General features: G+C 55.6%; 20 protein-coding genes. 12 read left to right on the top strand and 8 right to left on the bottom strand.

Annotated elements, in window-relative coordinates; translation table 11 throughout:
• The first annotated feature begins 10 nt into the window (after nt 1-10).
• From BLQ41_RS17505 to BLQ41_RS17480, 5 genes are all read left to right on the top strand, one after another.
• Nucleotides 11-748, top strand: coding sequence for a DUF4123 domain-containing protein (locus tag BLQ41_RS17505; protein ID WP_090182765.1), 738 nt, complete (start codon nt 11-13; stop codon nt 746-748).
• Nucleotides 748-5,445, top strand: coding sequence for an RHS repeat-associated core domain-containing protein (locus BLQ41_RS17500; RefSeq protein WP_231997037.1), 4,698 nt, complete (start codon nt 748-750; stop codon nt 5,443-5,445). The genes BLQ41_RS17505 and BLQ41_RS17500 overlap by 1 nt, the downstream gene beginning before the upstream one ends.
• Nucleotides 5,446-6,537: 1,092 nt before the next feature.
• Entirely contained in the window at nt 6,538-6,933 is a 396-nt protein-coding gene (locus BLQ41_RS17490) for a hypothetical protein (RefSeq protein ID WP_090182761.1), read from the top strand.
• 64 nt (nt 6,934-6,997) lie between these two features.
• Nucleotides 6,998-7,387, top strand: coding sequence for an Imm50 family immunity protein (locus BLQ41_RS31395; protein ID WP_090182760.1), 390 nt, complete (start codon nt 6,998-7,000; stop codon nt 7,385-7,387).
• Between the two features lie 337 nt (nt 7,388-7,724).
• Nucleotides 7,725-8,156, top strand: a complete 432-nt coding sequence (locus BLQ41_RS17480) for a hypothetical protein (RefSeq protein WP_090182757.1) — start codon at nt 7,725-7,727, stop codon at nt 8,154-8,156.
• Between the two features lie 103 nt (nt 8,157-8,259).
• On the opposite strand, the gene BLQ41_RS17475 is transcribed toward BLQ41_RS17480, so the two are convergent.
• Nucleotides 8,260-9,645 (bottom strand): IS4 family transposase, encoded by a 1,386-nt coding sequence (locus BLQ41_RS17475; RefSeq protein ID WP_090182755.1) that lies wholly within the window; start codon nt 9,643-9,645, stop codon nt 8,260-8,262.
• A 182-nt stretch (nt 9,646-9,827) separates the two neighbouring features.
• Here BLQ41_RS17475 and BLQ41_RS17470 point away from each other — a divergent pair, with 182 nt between their 5' ends.
• Both BLQ41_RS17470 and BLQ41_RS17465 read left to right on the top strand, forming a co-directional pair.
• A complete protein-coding gene (locus BLQ41_RS17470) occupies nt 9,828-10,250 on the top strand; it encodes a hypothetical protein (protein WP_090182753.1) in 423 nt (140 codons plus the stop codon).
• 176 nt (nt 10,251-10,426) lie between these two features.
• Nucleotides 10,427-11,452 carry a hypothetical protein gene (locus tag BLQ41_RS17465; RefSeq protein ID WP_090182752.1) on the top strand — a complete coding sequence of 342 codons (1,026 nt, stop codon included), beginning with the start codon at nt 10,427-10,429 and terminating at the stop codon, nt 11,450-11,452.
• Between the two features lie 580 nt (nt 11,453-12,032).
• Here the strand turns inward: BLQ41_RS17465 and BLQ41_RS17460 are convergent.
• From BLQ41_RS17460 to BLQ41_RS17435, 7 genes are all read right to left on the bottom strand, one after another.
• Nucleotides 12,033-12,617, bottom strand: coding sequence for a hypothetical protein (locus BLQ41_RS17460; protein WP_090182750.1), 585 nt, complete (start codon nt 12,615-12,617; stop codon nt 12,033-12,035).
• 86 nt (nt 12,618-12,703) lie between these two features.
• Entirely contained in the window at nt 12,704-12,871 is a 168-nt protein-coding gene (locus BLQ41_RS30695) for a hypothetical protein (RefSeq protein ID WP_167360491.1), read from the bottom strand.
• An 11-nt stretch (nt 12,872-12,882) separates the two neighbouring features.
• Nucleotides 12,883-13,125: a hypothetical protein gene (locus BLQ41_RS17455; protein ID WP_090182749.1), complete on the bottom strand. Its 243-nt coding sequence runs from the start codon at nt 13,123-13,125 to the stop codon at nt 12,883-12,885.
• Nucleotides 13,126-13,187: 62 nt separating this feature from the next.
• Nucleotides 13,188-14,267: a lipocalin-like domain-containing protein gene (locus tag BLQ41_RS17450; RefSeq protein ID WP_090182747.1), complete on the bottom strand. Its 1,080-nt coding sequence runs from the start codon at nt 14,265-14,267 to the stop codon at nt 13,188-13,190.
• Complete coding sequence (locus BLQ41_RS17445; RefSeq protein ID WP_090182746.1) at nt 14,257-16,728, bottom strand: ABC transporter permease; 2,472 nt, start codon at nt 16,726-16,728, stop codon at nt 14,257-14,259. The genes BLQ41_RS17450 and BLQ41_RS17445 overlap by 11 nt, the downstream gene beginning before the upstream one ends.
• Before the next feature lies 1 nt (nt 16,729).
• Nucleotides 16,730-17,398 (bottom strand): ABC transporter ATP-binding protein, encoded by a 669-nt coding sequence (locus BLQ41_RS17440; RefSeq protein WP_090182744.1) that lies wholly within the window; start codon nt 17,396-17,398, stop codon nt 16,730-16,732.
• An 86-nt stretch (nt 17,399-17,484) separates the two neighbouring features.
• Entirely contained in the window at nt 17,485-19,182 is a 1,698-nt protein-coding gene (locus tag BLQ41_RS17435) for a sulfatase-like hydrolase/transferase (RefSeq protein ID WP_090182742.1), read from the bottom strand.
• A gap of 389 nt (nt 19,183-19,571) precedes the next feature.
• Between BLQ41_RS17435 and BLQ41_RS17430 the strand changes: the two genes are divergently transcribed.
• The 5 genes from BLQ41_RS17430 to BLQ41_RS17410 are packed head-to-tail and all read left to right on the top strand — an operon-like array spanning nt 19,572 to nt 24,420.
• On the top strand, nt 19,572-20,924 hold the full coding sequence (locus tag BLQ41_RS17430) for a UDP-glucose dehydrogenase family protein (protein WP_090182741.1): 1,353 nt from the start codon (nt 19,572-19,574) through the stop codon (nt 20,922-20,924).
• The gene (locus tag BLQ41_RS17425; RefSeq protein ID WP_090182739.1) at nt 20,921-21,979 is read left to right on the top strand and encodes an NAD-dependent epimerase; all 1,059 of its coding nucleotides are present in this window, start codon (nt 20,921-20,923) and stop codon (nt 21,977-21,979) included. The genes BLQ41_RS17430 and BLQ41_RS17425 overlap by 4 nt, the downstream gene beginning before the upstream one ends.
• On the top strand, nt 21,976-22,722 hold the full coding sequence (locus BLQ41_RS17420; protein WP_090182738.1) for a sugar transferase: 747 nt from the start codon (nt 21,976-21,978) through the stop codon (nt 22,720-22,722). Before BLQ41_RS17425 ends, BLQ41_RS17420 begins: the two co-directional genes overlap by 4 nt.
• Nucleotides 22,723-23,370: a CpsD/CapB family tyrosine-protein kinase gene (locus BLQ41_RS17415; protein WP_090182736.1), complete on the top strand. Its 648-nt coding sequence runs from the start codon at nt 22,723-22,725 to the stop codon at nt 23,368-23,370.
• A 21-nt stretch (nt 23,371-23,391) separates the two neighbouring features.
• Complete coding sequence (locus BLQ41_RS17410; protein WP_090182734.1) at nt 23,392-24,420, top strand: polysaccharide biosynthesis/export family protein; 1,029 nt, start codon at nt 23,392-23,394, stop codon at nt 24,418-24,420.
• Nucleotides 24,421-24,431: the final 11 nt, after the last annotated feature.

The raw sequence follows: 24,431 nt of genomic DNA, 5'->3' as shown, positions 1-24,431 counted from the left end.
GACGACAGTTGTGACATCTGAAAACATCACCCCACAGATATGGCTATCCGAAACCCAACTGAGTTCGGGCGAACGACTGTACCTGATCGTCAGCGCTGCAAGCGATGCCGAAGCGCTCAAGACGCTTTATCAGAGCGACCCCACGACTCAGGCGACGCCAATTTGGGGTGGAACCCCCTACGCAGGTTGGCAACAGGTCATGCCCTACCTCGTCGAGTTGAAACCCAACTCCGGTTTTCTGCAGTGGATCGCCGAGACGGACGCGCAGGACTGGGGTTGGCTGGCGGTTTCAACCAGCTCGCCCGACGTGGTGTTCGAACACCTTCGCAGCCTGACTCAAGTGCGCATGCCTGACGGCACCGAGGTGTTTTTCCGCTTCTGGGATGGGCGGCATATTTATCCGATTCTGGAAGGATTGGATGACACGGCGGGTGAAGTGCTGCCGGTATTTGATCGGTATCTGATTAATGGGAAGCGGTTGGAAGTTGGGCCGCGAGTGGTGCCGAAGGCGAAGGATTGGCCTTGGTGGGAGGTGCCAAAGGAGTTGCTTGATGGCCTGGCGAAGAAAAACCCGTCAACCCTGGTCGGCAACTTGATGCAGTGGCTGGAAGTTGAACGTCCAGACCTCTACGCCGCTTACCCCGAGAGCAACCTGAAGCTGAAAATCGCACGTTTCGTGCGCCGCCCGGATGCTCCGAAAAACTTGAATGAAGCACTGTTAAACCACCTGATTCTGGAGCAAGGCTGATGGATCGCGTTGCCTACGTTGATAACCAACTGATTACGTTCAAGGACAGCTTGAAGCTGTATCAGGAACAAACCAAAACCTGGTACGCGAAAGTCGCCGATAAAGGCAGCCGCGCCGCAGACCTGCCCTCCCTGCTTGGCATGGAACGAGTGATTAAGGTTGGCAACACCAGTAAATCAGTGAGCACGACTGACGGCGACTTCACCTCAAACGTCGCCCAGTGTCCGCTCAAGGGGCCGTTGCTGATCGAGAGCAAATTCGAATCGGTTTACGACATCCCGTTAGGCGATATCGAAGTCGAAATCGTTGCGGTTGAAGGCGGCGCGATCAGCAAGGTCAAGCTGGATGCTCAAGGCAAAGCGGCCTGGACAGGTGGTGTTCCGGGCAAGTTCTACAAGATCCGTGTTCACAACGAAGTGACACCAGCGCAGATCGATACGCTGTTCAACTCCTATGGCGGTCTCACCGCGGACCTGGAAGGTTTCCTGCGCAAGGAGTGGGCCGGTTTCAAACCGCAATGGTCAAATGTGTCGGCTTCCGGCACCGCGATGGCTGTCGGCAACGGCATCCTTGAAGGCGGCTGGGAAGCGATAAAAGGCGTCTGGGACGGCATCAGTCTGGTGCTGGATATCCTGCAAGACCCCGGCAAATTTGCGAAGGACCTCGGTGCCGGCACTCAGAAACTGATCGATCTCGCCAAACAAACGCCCGATGTCATGAAAAAAGCCATGTTGCTGGCCAGCGACGAGGCCGCCCTGTTCTTGATGGTGCGCAGCGCCGTTATCTGGCTGGCCGGCCTGCCGCCAATGAAGATGGCCGGCGACGTCGCAAAAATGACCACGGCGGCGGTCGTCGGAATCGCCATCGACATCGTCATCTCGATCGTGCTGACCATCGCAGCGGAAGGCACTGGCGTCATTTACCTCGCTGCACGGTTGAAGAAGTACGGCGAAATCATCATCAAGGCGGTGACCGGCTTTGTGGAGTCGGTGTTCAAGATCATCAAAGGCTTCATGGAATACGTCACGAAATACACGGCGGTTGCGGCGCGTGGTGTGACGGCGCAGGTGAAGAGTGGTTTGGCGCAGTTGCGGTTTGACGGGAAGAAAAACGCGAAACTGGGCAAGGGTAAAGCCGGTGATGACGTTTCCAGACAAGCAAAGACGCCTGCTAATCAGAGCGCCGAGCCTGCCGCCAAAACCTGCACCGACAAATGCCCCGTTTCGATGGTCACGGGCGAAGAGTTGTTGACGTTGAGCGATGGCCAACTCGACGGTCTGCTGCCGTTTGAGTGGACACGCCTGTACCGAACCAGCGCCGTGGAGATCGATTGTGGTTTGGGATACGGCTGGAGCCATGCGCTGGCACACCGAATCGAAATCAACGGTGACGAAGTCATCTGGACCGACCACGAAAACCGTGCCACGCCGTTCCCGCTGCCGAGCCAACAACGCCCCGCCATTACCAACAGCCTGTCTCGAGCTGCGATATTCATCGGTGACGATCCATCGGAGCTTGTTCTGGCGCAGGCCGGAAACCGCCCCTCGTTCTACCACTTCCGTTTCAACAGCAAAGGCGCAACCTTGATTGCCATCAGCGATAGCTATGGCAACCGGTTGCACATCACTCGCGATATCCATGGGCGGATAAAGCGCCTCGACAACGGTGCCGGTCGTGCCCTCCTCCTGCGTTATGACCGCAAGCACATTGTCGCCGTCGATTATCAGCAGTTCCTTCCGGCAGACAATCTGGAAGACGCCTGGAACACCGTCCAGACGTTGGTCACCTATAGCTATGACGAGCAGCATCGCCTGATCGAAGCGAAGAACGCGGCCGGTGAAGCCGAGCGCTATCGCTACAACGATCAACACGTGATTCTTGAGCGGCAACTGGCAGGTGGCGCCAGCTTCTTCTGGGAGTGGGAGAACGAAGGCAAATTGGCGCGTTGCGTTCATCACTGGGCGAGTTTCTCGCAGATGGAAGCGCACTACGTCTGGGACGATAAAGGCAGCGTGACCGTTACCAACACCGATGGCAGCGAAGAGGTTTACACCCACGACGATAAGGCGCGGTTGATCAGCAAGATCGACCCCGATGGCGCTGAACACCTCAAAGCCTATGACGAAAAAGGCCAACTGATCGCGGAAAAAGATCCGTTGGGCGCTGTGACCGAATACCGGTACGACGAAGACGGCTTGATGACGGCCGTCATTCCTCCGGAAGATGAACCTGTCACTTATGAATACAGCAATGGATTCGTCAGTGATGTTCATCGCGGCAAAGCCATGTGGAAGTATCAACGCAACAATCAGGGCGACATCACTCAACAGATCGACCCCGACGGCAACGCCACTCTCTACAGCTACGACCGTCAGGGCCGACTGCTGGAAATCCGCCACCCCGATGGCAGCCGCCATCAATTAGGCTGGAACAACCTCGGTCAACTTCTGGAAGAAAGCCTGCCCGACGGCGGCCAGCGCAAATATCGTTACGACGCCTTGGGCAGGCAGATCACCCGCCAGGAAGAAACCGGCGCGATCACCCACTATCAATGGGACGCCGCCAATCGCCTCGCACTGGTTACCCTGCCAGGCGGCGCCACCCGAGCGTTTACCTACAACGCCTACGGCAAAGTCACCGCCGAGCGCGATGAATTGGGTCGCATCACCCGCTACGAATATGCCGATGGCCTACACCTCGTCAGCCGCCGTATCAATCCAGACGGCAGCCAGTTGCGCTACCGCTACGACAATTCGCGCTTGTTGTTGACCGAGATCGAAAACGAACGTGGCGAGCAGTATCACCTTGATTACTACGCCAACGGCCTGATCCAGCAGGAAACCGGGTTCGATAGTCGTCGCACTGCTTATGAATACGACCTCAACGGTCAGTTGCTGAAGAAAACCGAGTTCGGTGATGACGGCAGCGAACTGATTACCGCGTACCAACGCGACGCCGCTGGCCGCTTGCTGGTGAAGACCCTGGCCGATGGCGAGGAAATCCACTACAGCTACGACGCCTTCGGCCGCCTCGTAAACGTCGATGACGGCAACTGGCCGCTCGCCTACGAATACGACTTGCAGGACCGCCTCATCACCGAACACCAAGGCTGGGGCACCCTGCGCTACGAATACGACACGGTCGGTCAACTCAAACACTGCCGCCTGCCGGACGGCAGCAAACTCGATTACCACCATCAACGCGGCGGTCAACTCAGCAGCATCGACCTCAACGGTTCGCGTCTGACCACCCACCAGTTCAGCGCTGGTCAGGAACTACAGCGCCAACAAGGCTTGTTGCTGAGCCAGTACCAATACGACGAACAAGGCAGATTACAGGCGCATACCGTCAGCCAACAGGACCGCAACCTGTTCCGCCGTCGCTACGCCTACGACGCCAATGGCAACCTCGCCGGCATCGACGACAGCCGCAAAGGCAACCGCAGCTTCCACTACGATCCACTCGACCGGCTGATCAACGTTCGCGGCAGCACCCCGGAAAGCTTCGCCCACGATCCGGCCGGCAACTTGCTAGGCCAGGGCGACCAACCCGCCGCGAACCTGGCCAACGTCAAAGGCAACCGTCTGCTGATGCAGGGCGACCGCCACTACGACTACGACGCCTACGGCAACCTGACACGCGAACGTCGCGGCACCGGGCAGAAACTCGTCACCGAATACCGTTACGACTGCCAACACCGCTTGATCGGCGCCAGCCTGCCGGGTGGCAGTGTCGCGACCTACAAGTACGACGCCTTCGGCCGCCGCATTGAAAAAACCGTTGACGGCAGAACCACTGAATTCCTTTGGCAAGGCGAACGCTTGATCGCCGAAAGCGCTGACAACCGCTACCGCACTTACATCTATGAACCGGGCAGTTTCCGTCCGCTGGCGATGCTCGACGGTGAAGGCCCTCTAAAAGCCACGCCTTTCTACTACCAACTCGACCACCTTGGTACGCCGCAGGAACTGACCGATTACAGCGGTGAGATCATGTGGTCCGCCAAGTACCGCGCCTACGGCAACCTCGCCGCCCTCGACGTTGCTGAAATCGACAACCCGTTGCGGTTTCAGGGGCAGTACTTCGATGCGGAGACGGGCTTACATTACAACCGGCATCGCTACTACAATCCGGGGACCGGGCGGTTTCTGACGCCGGATCCGATCAAGCTTGCGGGTGGGTTGAATAACTACCAGTACGTGCCTAATCCTACGGGGTGGGTGGATCCGTTGGGGTTGAATGGGTGTCCTGGCGCCGGGGGCAGCCAAGATCCTACGGTAAATCCTGCGGGTAAAGCTAAGGTTGATACTAAGGAACCACCTGTTCCTGATATTCCTTGGTCAAGCCCAACTGTAAAACGTGCTTCGGATGCACTGGATCGTGGAGCGACTTCAGTAACCGTCAATAGCAGAGCCGAAGCTGAAGAACTATTTTTAGGAAAATATGTCGGTGAAGGATACAGAAACGCAGAGGAATTTAACTCCGCTACCGCAAAGACTCACTTCAGGAAAGTTCGAAACCCTGAAGATTACTATCACTGGGACGACGTGCCTGTCTCCGATATAAAAACAAGGAAGGTTACGATGGCAAATCATGACCCGAGTGACCCACACGGAGACAATCCACACTTGCAGCTTCAGCCTACTTTAGGTAAAGCAATTCGTATCTATTGGCCTAATCCTTTCGCGGGACAATAATGAACAGCCCAAAAACTATCCCAAGAAAAGTCTGGCATGGTCTTGAAAGCAAATCTTATCTTGAGATTGCACAGGAATTGCCGGATACAAACAATCTATTGCGCAAGTGGATTGCCATATATGCGGTATATCAAATCGATTTTATAAATCGACGCCCAACTCGATTGTTCTACGATTTCTTAGAAAGCGCAAAAGACTCCAATTATGTCGCGGTCGAATTCAGCATTCCACGGCACATACTTGAAACCAGAGACAGCATTGACGATAGTGACATTACAATATCCAAATGTGTGACTCTTAAAACCGAAGAAGACATTAATAGATTTCTTCAACAAAACAGTATTGATCCAGAGTTATTCACTCCGCCTTGGACATGCGAATACCCGCTAGACTAAGAACACCCAAAGGATGGATTTATTTTTCACTACAGAAAATAAATTCGTCCAGAGGGATCCCCACAAATCTACCGCAACGTCTGAGCTTGTTGATGCACATCGGTTCGCAATGCGTGATCAAGTCTCTCCCTTTTCGAAAGTTCGAGCCGCGTCCGCTGCTCCAGCATTCGAATCCCAGTCGCCCCGAAGCAAGTTCAAAAATACATGGAAAAGACCAAACAACATGAATTCCACATTAAAATATAAACTACAGCCAATTCGGGTACCAAGCTGCTGGACAATTACAATCAATAATTTATTTGAAGTAGAGCTTACTAAAGAAACTGCAGAATGGTTCAGCAGCTCAGTTCTTTTAGGAGGAGTTAGAAGAAGTACTGGTCATTGCTTTGACGCCAGGGTTTAGCCCGAGGGGGATCCGGACGGGGAATTTATTATTGAATTTCTAACAATTAAATATGACCACAAAGGTTTACCAGTAAAAAACTCCGAGGTTTTTTTAGGAGACTTCAAAACAAAGAACAAAGAGGAGTTTATTGAGAAAATTGAATCTTATATGATTAAGACTTGGCACCACTATGGAGCAACACCTGCTTATTTTTTACCAAACTTTCCTGCTATTGACCCTCACACTACAACCACACTCCCGAGAAAGATGAAAATCTCGAAAATATTGCCCAAACCAGTTTAATGGACAAATATGAGCAATAAGAAAACCATCCCGCAAAAAGTGTGGTGGGGGCTGGAAGCGAAATCTTATACGGAAATCGCGCAAGAACTCCCTACAAATGACGAGTACTTGCGCAGGTGGGTGGCCATATACGCGGTATACCACTTGAATTTCGTAGATAGATACCCCGGAGAACGCTATTACAAATTTTTGGAAGATTCAAAAAACTCAAAATTTGTCGCAATAGAATTTACCATTCCCAAGCACATACTTGAAACAAGAGATAGTATTGGTAGCAGCGACACCACAATCATAAAATGTCAAATACTAGAGTCTGAAGAGGACATAAATGTCTTTCTTCAGCAGAACAACATAAACCCAGAACTGTTCACACCACCTTGGACTTGTGAATATCCGCTGGACTGAGACCGGCAAACGGGCAACCCTTGTTTCTTTCTTTTTTTGCGTGTCTTAAATGAGTAAATAAAAGATGTGGACATCTTTAATATCCGACAAAAAACAATGGATTTCTGTTTTCGGGGATAAATACACACCTAAAAGCCTCAACATCTCCTACGCGATCTTCAAGGACAACTCTATAAAACTTAAATTATACGCTCCCATAGAGGAAAATAAATGCCCGGAAAAATGGCTAAGCAACGAACACAACAAGTATGAATTTGAGTTATTATTCAACCAGGTATGCGATGTAAAAATCTCAAACTTTAGCTTTTATGGCCCCATACATATAGACATCACAAACAATAAAAACCAAAACGACATACATATAGAAATCAATAACTATTGCAAACTTGCTTGTACAGCACAAAGCATTTCTGCGATAAATATAAAAGCCTACCACAATGATAACTCAGCCTAATCATACAACTTAAGCATAGAATATCCAATCTGAAAATAGCGGATTCGCCCTCACAACATTTTTTTGCGTTTAAAAGAAATTGATTCCCTCCCTTTTGGAGCTGAGAATCGCACTTGACAAAAAAAGGACGGATTTATTTTAACACTATACTTCATGGACAAGATCACCTGATATCGCCAGGCAATTTGCGAAAGAGGATGGACTTATTCTGGGAGTTAAAATTGGCTCCCCAAAAGAAGGGAATAAGTGGTCATGGCAGTATTCGGAAGATCGTTAGGGGGAGCAAGAAGTTCTCTTTAAAGGACCCCGCAGCGGGGAATATCGAGGTGTTTAAACCATGAACATTTTAGATTTGTTACAGCAGAATTTTCATCTCGCAGACGGCGGGATAAAATCGGCCAAACTGTTAAACAAATCAACTGAGGAAAGTTTCATTTTTAAAAACGATTACATTATAAAAAAAGCCAGCGATGCATATAAAAAAGAACTCACCACTCAAAAAGAAATTGCAAACACAACTTCATCGGTAATGCCGGGATTTGAAGAGCTTATAAATGCGCTTTCAAGTATGGCGCCTGACGCAATACTATCAATGCGTTTCATTGACAGTACCAGTTGGGACGGTCGCATTTTTTATGATGAAGAAAATACATTTATTGGCGCAATAATTGGGAAAAAGAAAAATAAAAATAAAAATTGGGAGACGCCCCCGAACTGGGACGGTTCAGAGGAAATGCTACGAACCTACAACGCACAAAAAGACAACTAAAAACCTTAATGAAACGGGGACACCCATTAGCCGGTCTCCAGTCAAGGCTAAAGGGTTTCTTCTTTCGTTTAAGACCAGGAAAGGGGACAGATTTGAATGGCACTTACTTAACATGTTTTGCGTGCCCATTTTTCCTGACATCTGCCCTTGCTGACCGACGTGGTTTGGTCAGCAAGGGGTAGGCTTGAGGTCTTCGTTTTATGGCTCGCGGCTCGATACGACCAGGCCGGTTTCCAACGCGCCTTTGAGCGATCAGCGTCAATAAATTTGAAAGGCCATTCTCTTCTTCAGGGCTGCCATATTGTCGCAGCGCCAGCCATAGCTGAAGGCTGTGTTTGAAGCTCAGTTCGCGAGGTAAACAGTCAGCTAACAGAGCCGATTGTGCCATCAGCATTCGGATCATATTGTGAGCTAACAGATAGACCCATAACTCCTTTACTGCCATGCCTGGGGTTTTGCAGCTCAACTTTCCAAGTCCCAGCGTAGCTTTGAGATTTCGCAAATCCAGCTCGACATGCCATCGCCCCTTGTACAAAGATTTGAGGGCTGTTTTGGGTGTCTGCCTCGGGCAATGCAACGTGGTCACCAATGTCTTTCCGCCAGCCTTCAGCTCCCGCACTGTCAGTCTTTCAGGCGCCTGTTCGTAATGCGCCTGACTCATCCAGGGTGGCCTTCTTTCGGGCTTTTTCAACTCGATCAAATGATCTTCCGAACCGAGACTCTGCCCCAAGCGAAAGTCCGTACTGCGCCGTCGAGCGCCATATTGTTCGAACACGCCATCGATACCTCTTCGTTGCAACTCGCACAGAAGGAAGTAGGTTGCGTAGTAAGCATCGCCCAACAAAATGTCGCCTGTTTTCAACGTGTCGAGCATTGATCTGAGCAGCGTCTGTTCATCGCCGCCCTTGCCTCGGAAACGTCCAAGGGCGGCATCTAAAACGGCGCCACTGGAGAGGCAAACGATGCCGACCACTCGACACAGCGGAAAACCAACCCCCACATTCTGACTGCGTGACTGCGGATAGGCACCCTGATTGGCCGCTGTGTCGGGCATGCTGACCGTCGTGCCATCCACCAGCCGCACAGGCCGTCCCATCCAGCGCCACGACGAGGGTGCGTTGTCACTTATCGAAGCACCTGTGTGCCTGACCAGCGTGGAAACCATTTCCACAGGCAGGCGTTTTCTGGCTTTGCAGTAGGCGCCCGTGCGAGTGCTGTTGGGCTTCATGCCGCCACAAAACCGCTTGATGGACAAGTCGTTGACGGCGTTCTGGCAGGAACGGTCGGCACTCATCGCTTGAGCCAGAAACATGGACAGCGTTTCAGTCGGCGGAAACAGGCGCTCCCGATACTCCGGCAGTGCAGACTCGACGCGCTGTAACAGTTCGGGCGCAGTGAGCAGATTGAAAAACGCATAGGCATCGCAGTCCGAAGCGTGTCGATGAAAACGTTGCTGTTGATGCTGGAGAATTTGACGTCTACGATTCATTGGGGCTGTGTCCTTGGTTCGTCGGGGTGTGTTCGCAACTATCACCGTAGACCAAGACCAGCCCTTCTTCATTTTTTGCTTTCAGCTCAAGTGGTTAGCTACTAAGGAAGTGCCATTCGGGACAGATTTATTTTCACAACAGAAATCAATCCGCCCCTTCTTGCTGATATCGAAAAAACGACATGTATAGCAAAGAGTTTGAAGAATTAAACTACTGGCTAGGCCCTGACGAAGAATCTAACTGGAATGAATACATCGCCGAGCAGGTAGCGAAAGGCGTGTTTGAGAAGTTCAGCACGGTGGATTGGAAAGAGCTCAATAGTTCCATCCTCTCAAAAGCCAAGTATTGGCAGGAGCGAAGCGCAGCCGCCTTTGGCGAGCAACGTTCAGCCTCTGCTATTGAAATTCTTAAAAAGCTTCTCGATTCGCAATACAAAGAAGTATTAATAGCTACCGCATCAGAATTAGACTGGACAGAAATTCCAATAGAACAAACATACGCCGACAAGATAAAACGAATTATAAGTAGTCTTTCAGAAGAGGTGCCTGAGTCCTGCCCTGAACTAACGAATTTATTATTGAAAGCACAAAACCCACAAGTATAAAAAATGACAGATTTATTTTTACGACCAAAATAAAAAACGAATCGATCTACTCACTTTTACAGGGCATAAAACCGTCACCTTTGGTTCTTGGAATATCCCATAAAGTTTTCACCATTTTTTTGAAAATAATCCACCTCTATACCTCCCGGATCACCACCCAACAAAGGAATGACCCCTTGTTTACCATCACACGTCTCTTTGCCCTATCATTAGCATTAACCTTCTCTCTCGAAGCCGCCGCTTTTTCCCTCCACTCAGAAAAACGCTCAGATGGTACAACGGTGCTCTTGCTCTCCAATGAGCCGGCCCCTACACAGCCGCCTAAACTCAACGAAGATCCAGCGATACGCGCGGCGCTGGTTGACTTCATGGGTTACGCGACCGGTAGTTACACCAAAGACAACTATATGATCGTGTCGCAAGTTCTGGATGCTCTGGACTCAGAGTTCTCGACGTTTGAGGAAGGAGTGCCTGCCGGGCGCAAGATGCTGACCGCCATGAATGACGGTAACAATGGCGACGAACGCGGCGCATTGTTGTTGGATGAAAAAGGTCAGCTAATCGCCGTTGGGTTGGTCAACGGACACTGCACAGTCAAATCGAGTAAAGAGACGTTGTCCTGCAACCCGAGCCCCGAAACTGTTTTGACTATCTTCCAGGCAAAAGACGCAAAGAAGAGTGACGCAGATCCAATCATCGCTTGGAGCAAACAGTTGCCGCCCATGATCGCGATTGGGGCAGAGAGTGAAGACCCCGAAACACGCGCCAAGGCGCAAAAAATTGCCACGGTCGAATACATCACAACTGCCCCGAAAAAAGACGCCTGGAGCGCCTCGCAATTACCTTCGGACTTTCCGAAAGCGATGCTTCCGCTGCTTCCAAAAAATACCTATCTCGTAGGCGCTGGCGTTGACGGTTCTTACATCACGCCCGGAATGAAAGGCGCGCCGATTTACGGCGATTTCGACGAAATGGCTGGTCGGCCGCGGCATGATTTCGAAGTCATGTTGAAGACCTATACGCCGTTCTCCGATGTCGTGGAGTTTTACCAACAGCACGCGAAGGATGCCGAGTTACGCGCCAATGACGAAAAGGCTCTAATTGACGGGGTTACTGGTGGCCGCACCTACAAAATCGAAATCAAGGATAAAGAGGAAGAAGGAACACTCATCACTTTCTCAGGGTGGAGAAAAGAGGTCTAACCCCCCCTAAACGTGCTAAAACGGGCAATCTTAAGATCGCCCGTTTTTCACAAAAGGAGATGCAAATCTACTTTAGGAGATAATAAGTACGCTCCCGTTGGCTTTCCACCGCCAATACCGCTACGAGCCTCACACAAACGACAGCCTCTCGCCTTCCATGCATCCGCACTCGCGGACCATTCACCCCAAACACCAAAAAACAAATTATCACCCCAACACAACCACCACCCCGCTTATCGACTAACCGGTCAGCTTTTTGATTAATGGCTTTGTTGTGCAGAAAAACTAGATCAAACGACAGGCACGCAACGCGCCCCAAGAAGGTGTTCGCCCAGTGTAATGGCCTTGGCAATCCATGCACCGGTAAAGAGCCCTGCCACTGGGCGAACGGGAAGTATTTTAATTGAAGTTATTGAAGTTGTCCGCACACACATCATGAATTTTATCGATACAACTTTTATTACATGTCGTTCCAAATATTATTTTTCAAACCTTCTAAACCCACCAGTTCGACCATTAAAACTGATTGTTCTTATACAAAAAATCTGTACAAGAACAATCAAACTTATAGAGCTAATACTCAACTCCCCTGTTTGCTGGTCACTTTCAGTGTGTCGGTGTAGGTCACGATGACACTCTGGCCAACTTTCAGGTCTTTCAATTTCGCTTGTATTTCGGGTCTTACGACATCAACGGTTTTGGATTGGCCGGCCGGGTTTTGGAAGGTGACCCGGTGTTTCTTCACATCGATTTTGGTGATTTTCAGCTGGACTCGTATCTGGCGGTAGGCTTCACCACCCGGGTTGTCGCTGCCTGGGGCGGCGCGGACTTCGCCGGCACTTTCGACAGTGCCTGGCAGGCCTTTATCGACATCGGTGTCGAGGGAGGCCGCGACGGAGCGGGTGACTTTGACGTTAACTTGATCGCCGACTTTCAGTTTGCCGAGGTTTTTTGCCTTGTCGGTCAGTTGCACATGAACCTGATTACCTTCAGGCCCTTCCAGGACGACTTGGTGGGCGGCAGCGTCGACCGAGACCACTTTGGTGGTGACTTGGTCTGCCTCCACAACGGCAGACAGAGGAATCTCCGCCGCCATGGCGCTGAGGCTGGCGGTGGACAGCAAGGTTGCGAGGGTGATGGCTTTGGTGAGTGCGTGGAGTTTCATAGGCGATACATTCCCTGTGATGGATGGCAGCAGACGGCTCTGGCCCTTGGGTCAGTGCTGTCTGTGCAAATCAGCATAGACGCTGATCAGGGCGTGTTCGCAGTTTCTTGCGCGGTGGATTCGCCGCTTTCTGTGCCTTTGCCGCTTTCCTTGCGTCGGTTCGGGTCGGTGGGGCGCAGGGCGTCGTTGTCGCGTTCGACTTCGCCCGGTGGGCGTGGTTCGTCGGGGTTTTCGGCATCCGGTGTGGGGTTCATGGCGGGTCTCCTCAGGCGTCGGGATCGTCAACTTCTTGGGCGACGTTCACGGCGGGCGAGTCTTTGTGGGATTGTTCGGCCTTGGCCTTCAAGGCCTGCCATTGTTCGAGGTCGATGGCGCCCTGCCCCAGCAAGTCGTCGGCCACCCGCAGCAGTTCGCTGTAATGGGCGTCGGGGGATTGCTGCCAGTAGGCCTTGTCTTCGTACAGGCGCTGCCAGGAATCGAGATCAGGCGGTTTGAGGTCTTCGCTCATGACGGGCTCCAGTGAACAGGCTTCTTAAAGTAGGAGGCCGTGGCCCGAGCGAGAGTTCCGCCTCAATACCCGGTCATTTCAAGGTACCCCGTGCCTCCGCTGAATTGCACCGGGCCTTCCCAATACGGAATGCGCAAATCCATCCAGGCATTGGGGTTGAGGGCATTGATCGTGACATCGAAGTGTTTGCCGGGGATTTTGATCGACCAGCGTACCGGCATCGAACGTCCGGCGACGTTGGCGGTGTCTTGCGGGGTGAGGATGATGTCGTCGGCGTGCAGCAATTGCGTCTGGCCCTGGGCGTCGATCCAGGTGCCGGTCAGGTAAGGCGCGCCGTCCTTTTGCCGCATGCGGTAGAGCATCACCTGTTCGCCGCTGTCCAGGTGCAGGGAGAACCAGTCCCAACCGGTTTGATTGGCGGTCAGCGGCTGGCTGCTCCACTCGCGATCGAGCCAGGCCGGGCCGCTGACTTGATAGGTCTTGCCGTCAATGACCAGCGCGCCACTGGCCTGGAAAAACGGCTGGCTGTAGTAATACGACGCCTGCCCTTGTTCGGATTTCTGACTGAAACCCTTATCCCCTTGAAGCACCAGCGGCCGTGTCGACGTGAGCCGCAGTTGATAGCTGAAATCCTTGTCCCGGGCACTGAGTTGCAGATCCGCCAAGGCATCGGCCCCCTGGCTGCTGAACCGCCAATCATCGATCCACGCATTAAAGGGCGCGACACTCACGCCCGCCTGGCCGACGCCGCCACGGGCGTAGCGCTCGGCCGCGTGATGGACCGTCGCCGAAGTGACCGCCGCATGCCCCAGCCAAATGGTCTGGTTGCCCCACCCCGGCTGCTCCGAAACGGCTTTCAATGCGCTGCGAAACAACGTCCATTGCACTCCAAACTCGCGGCCCTGCTCATCCTTGAGGTTGGCCGTGACGTACCACCATTCAATGCGAAAGCCGTCATGCGGCCCGTGATCCGCCGGGAAGCTGAAGATCCGGCCGGGCACCACCGGTGTGAATACCGAAGCCTCACCACCGAGGCCGGCAAAACCTTTCTCGGCAGGTTCCGGGTTATCGCAGCCGCTCAGCGACGCCAATAACAACGCCAATAACAATCCCAATAACGGCAAGCCGACCTTAATCCTCATGCGCAAAGGTCCTCAGCAGGTCCGCCGGTTGCGTGCGATACAACGAATACAGCGGCCACGCCGACGCCAGCAATGTCGCGAGCAACGCCAGTCCCATCAACTGCAACAGCTGCAATGGAAACACCCGTAATGGCAGTCGCCAGCCAAACGCCTGCACGTTGATCACCGCATCCAGACACCACGCCAACGCGATGCCCAACGGCAACGCCAGCACCAGCGTCAGCACCGCCAGCAGCCAGGTTTGCCCGAGGTTGAGCAACATCAATTGCCGTCGGGTCACGCCCAGTGCCCACAACGGCGCGAGTTGTCCGAGGCGACTCTGGCTCTGGGTCAGCAGGCTGATGAACAACGCCACGCCGGCAACGGCAAGGGTCAGGCTATTGAGCGCAGCGGTGGCGGCGAAGGTGCGTTCGAACACTTGCGTGGACCAACCCTTGAGCCGCGCCTGATCGACAATCCGACTGTCGTCCAGGGCGAAACGTGCTTGCAGCGTGTTCAGGAACCCGGGGATCAACGCCGGTTCGATGCGCAGGTTGAAACGATTGGGCGTGAGCTGCGGCCAGCCGCGCAGCAGGTGATCGACGTTCACCAGGATGTGGCCTTTGGGATTGCCATAGTCGGCGTAGATGCCGACGATCCGTGGCGACCATGGCCCGCCCGATGTGGGAATGGTCAGTTGATCACCCAAATGCACTTTCAAACGCCGGGCCAGTTGTTCGCTGAGCATCACGGCATCGTCCTTGGCCAAGCGATCCCACGGAGTGTCGCCCAAGGACTCGAGCAACGGCCAATGCTGTCGATAGGTCGGGTGATCGATCACGCCGAAGATATCCTCCGGCCAGCCCTGCAACTGGATCGATACCTGCCAGCTTGGCAATACGGCGGTCAGCGAAGGCTGATGTTTGAGCCAGGTATTCAGCTCTCGTGACTGAGACGGGTTTGTCGGATTGATGTAGAGCTCGGCGGTCAGCCGTTGTTCGAGCCAGTCGCTGAAGGTCTGACGGAAGCCGGCGGTCATGCTGCCCGCACCAATGTTCGCCGCCAGCGCCAACAGCAATGCCATCAGGGCCAGGCTCAGCGCGGGCAATTGCTGGCGACAATCGGCGACAAACCATTGACCGAGCACCGAGCGGCTGCGGCTCAATGCCAGGTTCAAGGCGCCATTGAGCACCACCGGCAGGGCCAGCGCCGCACCGATCAATAACGCCGCCATCAGCACGAATCCGCTGGCCAGGCTGTCACCCCAGATCAAGGCACTGAGTGCGATGACTGCGGCGAGCGACGCGACCCATCCCTGGCGGCGCAACCAGCGCGCGTGAGCCTGATGCCAGGCTTGCGGATCGGCCAGCGCCAGCAACGGCAGGCGCGCCGCCCGCAACAAACTATTGGCCCCGGCCAGCAACGCACCGAGCAAACTCAGGCCGACACCGCTGAACCACCACCAGGGACTGAGGCTCAACTGCCCCGCCACTTCGGCGCCATACAAACCGCGCAGGCTGGCGGCGACGTCCGGCAGCAGCACGCTTGCCAACAGATAACCGCTGACTACACCGGCGAGGCCGCCGATCAAAGCCAGCGCGCCCAATTCGACGGCGAGGCCCGCGATCAGCATGCGTGCGCTGACACCGCAGGCACGCAGGGTTCTGAGCAGTCCCCGGCGTTGCTCCAGCGCCAGACCGATGGCCGCGTGAACAATGAACAAGCCGACCACGAAGGATAGAAACCCCAAGGCATCGAGGTTCAGGTGAAAGCTCTCGGTCAGGCGTGAAAGGTTGTTCTCTTCACCGCTGGTTCTGAGCTGCAACTGCCCCTTGTATTGATCGGGTAATGCCGCGTTGAAATCCTTTGGCAACAGCAGGCGTGAGAGTTGATCCGGCAGGCCCAGAATCTGCTGGGCGAAGCCGATGTCGACCAACAGCACGCCGGGCGCCATGTCGGTTTGCACATGCAGCGGCGGCACCGCCACACCGCTCACGCTTACGGGCTGATCACCTTCGTGCAAACCCAGCGCCTGCAAGGTTTGCGGGGAAATCCAGGTGCTGCCCGGCGGACTGAAAAACCCCACGATCTGCTCGATCGCCAACGCCCGCCCCGCCACGGCAGAACCGGCCGGCAGCGACACCGGCTCGATACCCATCAGTTGCAATCGCTGATCTTCGTGGCCCTTGAGGATCAATCGGCCTTGCAGCACTGGCGACACCGGCCAACCTTCCCGACGCAAGTCCACAAACAGCGCCTGAGGAAAAGTCCCGCCGCCCGGCGCACTGAGGCTGGCTTGCGGCTCGCCACCTATCAATTGACTGGCCCGTGCGTAACTTTCCCGCGCCTGGCTGTTCAACGCCTGCACACCGGTCAGCAGGCTGGTGGCGAGCCAGAGCCCGGTCAGCACACTGAAAAATTGCACCGGATGCTGTCGCCAATGGCTCAGCAGCGCCCGCAGCGTCTCACCAAAAACGCGCACCTCAGCGCTCGTCCGCGCCAGCCAGGCGGCCGTGGTGCAACACCACTTTTTCCGCCAGCCGTGCGGCAACGCGGGGGCTGTGTGTGACCATCAACAACGTGGTCGGGCTGTCTTCGAGCAGTTCCAGCAGCAACTTCAAGACTTCATCGCTGGTGGCTTCATCGAGACTGCCGGTGGGCTCATCGGCCAGCAGCAGTTTCGGCTGTGATCCCAGGGCGCGGCCCAATGCAACACGCTGTTGTTGGCCGCCGGACAGTTGCTCGGGATAACGCCGCAGCAACTCGCCCAACCCCAGTCGTTGCACCAGGTGCGCCTGCCAGCGCGGATCATGCCGCCCCGCCAGACGCGCCTGAAACGCCAGGTTGTCCTCGACACGCAGACTGCCGATCAGGTTGAACTGCTGGAACACCAGGCCGATTTCGGTTCGCCGCCAGTTCGCCAGTTGCCCTTCGTTCATCTGGTCCAGCCGATGTTCACCGCTGCGGATGCTGCCCTGATCGACCTTGTCCAGCCCGGCGATCAAGTGCAGCAACGTGCTTTTACCGCTGCCCGACTCGCCCATCAGGGCCAGGCTGCTGCCGGGTTTCAGCGTGAGGTCGATGCCTTGCAGCACTGGCAATGGACCTTGCGCAGTGGCGTAGCTTTTGAAGACGCCTTGGACCGAAAGCATGGGGGGAGGCTCGCTGAAGTCAGTGAGCCTAGGATAGCGGACGGCAGTAGCGCCGCGTTATCGTTGATTGTCAGCCAATCAACACCTCACTGTCCCGCCGCCACACTCGTCGGCGCCTGCGAAGGCGTCACAATGCTGTTCAGATCAATATGCTTCCACTCAGGTTTGGCCCCCAGCCGCGCATTGAATCGATAGTTGAAGGTGAACTCGTCGGCGGTCGGCACGCTCAACGGTTTGCCATAAACGGCCTCGACCCCTGCCAGGTCATACCCCATCAACTGCAACAGCGTCGGGAAGATGTTGTAGTGACTGGAGCGATCCTTGTTCGCGGCCAGCGACTTCTGCCAATCGACGGTGCGCAACTGATCCCCTTGAATCACCACCAACGGCACCAATCCTTCCTCCTCCACCGGGTCACCGCCGCAATGGGTATTCAATCCGGGATTGCCTCGTTCATGCAGGTCCTGCCCATGATCGGAGGTGTAGATCAGCAGCGCATTGCGCATGTCCGCCTGGGCGAACACCCGTGAGAAAAACTCCCCGACGTTCCACAGCACGGTGTTTTTGTAGGCATTGCGGTACAGCATCCAGTCATCCGGCTGGCCATTGAAGCCATCGCGTTTGCCGGTGTCCGCGACCTCGACAAACTGCCCGCGCGGCAACGTCGGACGGTAGGCCATGAACGCGTCCGGGTATTTGTCGTGCACCGGGAAATGCGCGCCGACCTTGTTGATCACCACCAGCTCCGGTTTGCCGTCATTGAGCAAGTCGATCAGCTTCGCCGCCGCCGCCATGTCGCGATCACGCACGCTGGTCTGGTCGAATTGCACGAATTCGTCGATGTCCTTTTTCTCGGTCTCGCTCATCAGGTTCTGCAAGTTGCCACCGGTGCGCTGGGCATCGATGTACACGGTGCGAAGGCCAGCCTTCTTGGCGTACTGCCAGATCGACGGCTGTGTGGTGTTGATGCGCATGTAGTCGGCGCGGGTGCCGCCATAGCGCAACGTGACATTGGTGTCGGCGCTGCAATTGGCGATGGAGGCGGCGTAACCGTAATTGAAGATCTCGACGCCGGGGCGCGGTTCCTTGAGATTGCTGTGCACACCGAACGGCGCATTGATGTCCAGGTAGTTGCCGGAAATGCTCTCGTCGATGACCAGCACAATATCGTGATCCACCGCCTGCCCATTGCGCGCCAGGCTCACCGGCTCACGCGGGCCAACGGTGTTGTGCAGGGCTTCATAGGTAAACAGATTCAAGTAAGCCAACGGCGTATACATGATCGGCAGGCCACGGGCGCCCTCGCCGGCCCGCACAAACAACACCGCACTGAGCAGCAACACCCCAAGCACCGGCGCCGCCACCAGCAAACCTCCCGGCAACGGCATCCGCCGACGCGGCTTGAGCCCGATGCCAAACAGCAACAGCAAGCCGCCGACCACCCCGCTGATCAGCGCATCGCGATACTGATACGCCGCGTCCTGAATGAACCCGGCGGAATACACCAGCGACACAAAACTGCTGTAAGTCAGGTAATCGGCCGTGACACGCGTATAGACGTCGAAAAAAACCGCCGAGACGAACATCACCAGGGCAAACAGGTGGCGAACCAGCGTCTGGCGAATGTAGGCGGTCATGAACAACGCCACGGTCAGCACGACAAACATCGCGCCAAACAGCACGACCGCGAACCCAACGCCCATTGCACTAAGGCGTTCCAGGTAATAGTCGTAATTCTTGAGCAAATAGAGAACTAACAGCAGTTCTTTTAAGTATCGAATCATAGTTTTTCCGATGCTCGCGTCAGGTCGTTGGCCAATAGATTGTCGGCCATTTTTTGACACTAGCACCGGGCCATCAAAGCGCAAGAAATGTCGGACTTTTCTAAAAAGCGTCAAAAAAACGTTGACTCAAATCTGACACACTCGAACGGCTACAAGCCACGTATTTCATGCCCTACGACCGTTTATCGCTTTCTTGAAAATGTTAAAAACCCGTCAAAACCGCGGCAAATCCAGCAGCGGCAAGCACTTGATGGCAAAACGCCCCAAAAATGGGGGCTGTTATAGCAGCGCAACATGTCATTTTGCTGACACGTTTTCCCAATGCTGGGCTATACCCCTTTTGACAGTCTTATTTCCGTTCTTTCCACCGTCTTACGAGGCACGCCAATATGGACGTGAGCGTATTTGGTACGGGCTACGTTGGCCTGATACAAGCAGCGGCACTGGCCGATGTCGGACATCGTGTCCTGTGTGTCGATATTGATCCCAACAAGATCAAGCAACTGCAACAAGCGGTGCCAACGATCAGCGAACCAGGGCTGTCCGGCACGCTGGAAGAGAACATAAAGGCTGGTCGCTTGTTGTTCACCACCCAGGCCAGCGACGCGGTCGAACACGCCGAGCTGATTTTCATCGCGGTCGGTACGCCCGCCGATGAGGACGGTTCAGCCGATCTCAGCCATGTGCTGAATGTCGCCCGCCAGATCGCCAGTTTCATGGAGGCCGATCGCACCCTGATCATCAAGTCCACGGTGCCGGTCGGCACGGCGGACCAGGTGGCCGCTACCGCCAAAGAAGAACTGGTTCGCCGCGGCAAGCACGCCCTCCAGGTTCGGGTGGTGTCCAACCCCGAGTTTCTCAAGGAAGGCAGCGCGCTGGCCGATTGCATGCGCCCGGACCGGATCATCGTCGGCACCAGCGACGAGGACGCCCGCAACCAGATGAGCGATCTCTACGCGCCGTTCTGCCGCAACCATGAAAAGCTGATGTTCATGGACAACCGCAGCGCCGAGCTGACCAAGTACGCGGCCAACGCGATGCTCGCCACCCGCATCAGTTTCATGAACGAGCTGGCGAACCTCACCGAGCTGCTGGGAGCCGACATCGAAGCGGTACGCAAAGGCATTGGTTCGGACCCGCGCATCGGATACCACTTCATCTATCCGGGTTGCGGTTTTGGTGGTTCGTGCTTTCCCAAGGATCTGCGTGCCCTGCTCCATACCGCCGAACAAAACGGCATGCCCTTGCGCCTGCTGCGCAGCGTCACCGACGTGAACGACAGCCAGCGGCACATTCTCTTCAGCAAGCTCAGGGCGCAATTCCCCGACGGGCTGGCCGGTAAGTCCATCGCGATCTGGGGCCTGGCGTTCAAGCCCAACACCGATGACATGCGCGAAGCGCCCAGTCGTTACCTGATGGAAGCATTGTGGGCCGAAGGTGCGAGCGTGCAGGCCTACGACCCGGAAGCCATGTCCGAATGCCGACGCCTTTACGGCTACCGCAATGACCTGCACCTGTGCGCCACCCGCGACGACACGCTGGAAGATGCCGATGCGCTGGTGATCTGCACCGAGTGGAAGAATTTTCGCGTGGTCGACTTCGATTTGCTGGCGAGCAAACTGCGTTCGCGAATCATTGTCGACGGTCGCAATCTGTACAACCCGGAACAGGTGGCGGCGGCCGGTTTGCACTACAGCGGCATTGGCCTTCGGCACATCGCTCCCGAGGCGCCGCGACCATGAAGATACTTGTCACCGGAGCCGCCGGATTCATTGGTGCCCATTGCGTATTGCGACTGATGCGCGACGGCCACGATGTGTGCGGCCTCGACAATTTCAACGACTACTACGACCCGCAACTCAAACACGACCGTGTGCAGTGGGTGCGGGAGCAGGTCGGCCATTTCCAGCTCGCAACGGTTGACCTGGCCGACGGTCCGGCCATCGAAGCCCTGTTTGTCCGTGAAAAACCCGAGGTAGTAATTCACCTCGCGGCCCAGGCCGGGGTGCGTTACTCCCTGGAAAATCCTCGGGCTTACCTCGACAGCAATCTGAACGGCTTCCTCAACGTTCTCGAAGCCTGCCGCAACCACCCGGTCAAGCACTTGATCTACGCCTCGTCCAGTTCGGTGTACGGCGCCAACCAGCACACGCCTTATTCGGTGAAAGACGGCGTCAACCACCCGCTGTCGTTGTACGCCGCCACCAAGAAAGCCAATGAGCTGATGGCTCACAGCTACAGCCACCTGTTCAGCATTCCTTGCACCGGCCTGCGTTTTTTCACCGTGTATGGCCCCTGGGGCCGGCCGGACATGTCGCCCATCCAGTTCGCCCGGGCCATTGCCGAAGGCAAGCCACTGAAGTTGTTCAACTACGGCGAGCATCAGCGCGACTTCACCTACATAGACGACATCATCGAGAGCATCGCTCGCCTGATCGATCGTCCACCGCATGCCAACGCGCAATGGGACCGTGAACAGCCGGACCCGGCCAGCAGCATGGCGCCGTGGCGGATCTTCAATATCGGCGGCCAACACCCGGTTGAGCTCAAGCAATACCTGGCGCTGTTGGAGAAACACCTTGGAAAAAAAGCCGTCGTCGAGTTGCTGCCCCTGCAACCGGGCGATGTGCTCAACACCTATGCCGATGCCAGCGACCTGGCTCAAGCAACCGGATTTCAGCCTTGTATCGAGCTGGATGAAGGACTCAGGCGCTTTGTCGCCTGGTTCTGCGATTACTACTCACTGCCTGTCGCCCATGCGCCGTTTGCGGCTGATCTTCAGCGGAGGACTCTATGACTGGACTAGAAAAAGGTGTGCCGATCAACCAGATGCGCCGAGACAAGCGCCTGGACCCCGAGCACCGAATGCGCCTCGACTCCGCGATCCATATGCAAGGTCGCGGCTGGATGACCGGTCGCGATGGTGGGCGGCCCTGGACGCTGTCGCGCACCAACCGGGTCGTCGCCTGTATTGGCGCCTTGATGATTCTGCTGCTGCTCTCGCCTTTGCTGCTGGGCCTGGCACTGGCGATCAAGTTCAGCAGCCCGGGGCCGGTGATGTTCGTACAGAAACGCACCGGTTACCGCGGTCGCAAATTCGGCATGTACAAGTTTCGCACCATGGTGGCCAACGCCGAAGAGCTCAAGGAGTCCCTGCGTCACCTGAACAAACACGGTGCCGACGCCATCGACTTCAAGATCGACAAGGACCCGCGCATCACCGGTATCGGCGGCTTCCTGCGGCGCAGCAGCCTGGATGAGCTGCCCAACCTGATCAATGTGGTGACGGGCGACATGCGCCTGGTGGGCCCTCGGCCAACCTCGTTCAACGCCTATCGCTACAAGGACAATCACCTTGCACGCCTGAGCATCTACCCCGGCATGACCGGCCTGTGGCAGATCTCCGGGCGCAGCAATATCGACTTCGACCAGCGCGTTGAGTTGGACCTCAGCTATATCGCCGAGCAGAGCCTGTTGCTTGATCTGAAGATCCTGTTGAAAACCCCCTTCAAAGTATTTAGCGGCCACGGAGCGAGTTAAATGGACGGTTCATCAGCCAAAAGCCTAAGCATCGCAAACCCGAGCGAGTCCAATCTAACTTCGACCGTGCTCGATCAAGATCTGCGGATCCTATTCCTGACCTCCGCCAACCCCGGGGCAGGCACAACCACCAGCGCCCTGGCACTGGCCACCCAACTGGCGCAAATGAGCAGCGGCCAAGTGCTGTTGATCGACGCCAGCCAATCGGCAACCAACCTCACGCAGCAACTTGGTTTAAGCAAGGAGCGTGGTTTTCGCGACCTGGTGTTCAACACCCAGAGTCCGCCGCTGCTGCAAGATTGCGTGCTGCAAGTGGCCAGCCTGCCGTTCCACCTTCTGCCTAACGGCAAATATGTGCGCGGCAACGAACACCTGACCGCCGAACGCCTGGGCCCTCTGCTCGATCAGCTCGGCAGCCAGTACCGCTTTGTGGTGATCGACGGCGACGCGGTGTATTCCGCCGCCGACACCTTGGTCATCAGCACCCAGGTGGACGGCGTGATCATGGTTGTTCGCGCTGAAGACACGCGTTGGGAAGTGGCTCAGGCGGCAGTCCAGCGCCTGACACAGGCCGGGGCGAAACTGGTCGGCAGCGTGTTCAACCGACGCAAGTACTACATGCCCAAGTGGCTGTACAAAAACCTGTAAGCATCAGAAAAGGATGACGACATGAACGCCAAAATGCTTGTCCTGCTGTTGCTGCCGCTTGCAGGCTGCACCAGCAATACCGAAACCCAGCACATGCCGGTGAATATCCTCACGGCCTCACCGGCCAACGCCCAGGCCACCGACATGCCCAAGGTCGAACAGACCTTGCGGCCCCAGGATGTGCTGGACGTGATTTTCCACATCAGCACCAGCGGCTCGGATGCCTACCGCATCCAGTCCGGTGACCAGATCGGCCTGAATTTCACCGCCGCCAGCCAGCTCAACGGCAATCAACTGGTGCTGCCCGACGGCAGCATCGAACTGCCAGGCGCCAACACCTCGGTGAAAATCGCCGGGCTGACTTCCGAACAGGCGCGTGAGGAAATCCAGCGCGCCTATCAGCGCAAGCAGCTGTTCCAGCCCAATCGCAATCAGCTGTCCGTGCAGGTCATCAGCCCGCTGAGCAATGAGTCGAACCTCAAAAGCGCCCTCAACCACCCCGCCACCGGCATGAGCCGGGAGATCACCGTGGGCACTGACGGCTACGCCAGCTTCCCGGAAATCGGCGCCGTGCCGCTGCAAGGCATGACCGTCAATCAACTGGAAACCTTCCTCAATCAACGCTACGCGAACCTGCCAGGACGGATGACCGTCGACGTGATGCTCAAGTCCACCGCCGGCAACGAAATCTATGTGCTGGGTGAAGTCGGCCAACCGGGTTCCTACCCGATCCGCCGGCCGGTCTCGGTGCTTGAGGCACTGACCCTGGCCCGTGGCAGCAACACCAAGGCGCGGCTCGATTCGGTGATGATCATGCGCCGCAATGGCAATCAGGTGCAGGCCGTGCGCTACGACGTCGAAAAAGCCCTGGCGGGTGATGCGTCGCAGATTGCCTACCTGCAGCCGGACGACATGCTTTACGTGCCCAAGACCAAACTGGCCAGCGCCGGTGACCTCGCGCGGCAATTGGCGGATGTGGTGTTGTTCCAGGGCGTGGGCTTTAGCTTCGGCTACCGCGTCGACAACAAAGGCAGCAGTAACAGCAACTAACTCTCAGGTGA

Source organism: Pseudomonas arsenicoxydans (assembly GCF_900103875.1).
GTDB classification, from domain to species: domain Bacteria; phylum Pseudomonadota; class Gammaproteobacteria; order Pseudomonadales; family Pseudomonadaceae; genus Aquipseudomonas; species Aquipseudomonas arsenicoxydans.
Note: the sequence above shows the minus strand (reverse complement) of the source record. Positions and strands in the feature narration are given on the sequence as shown.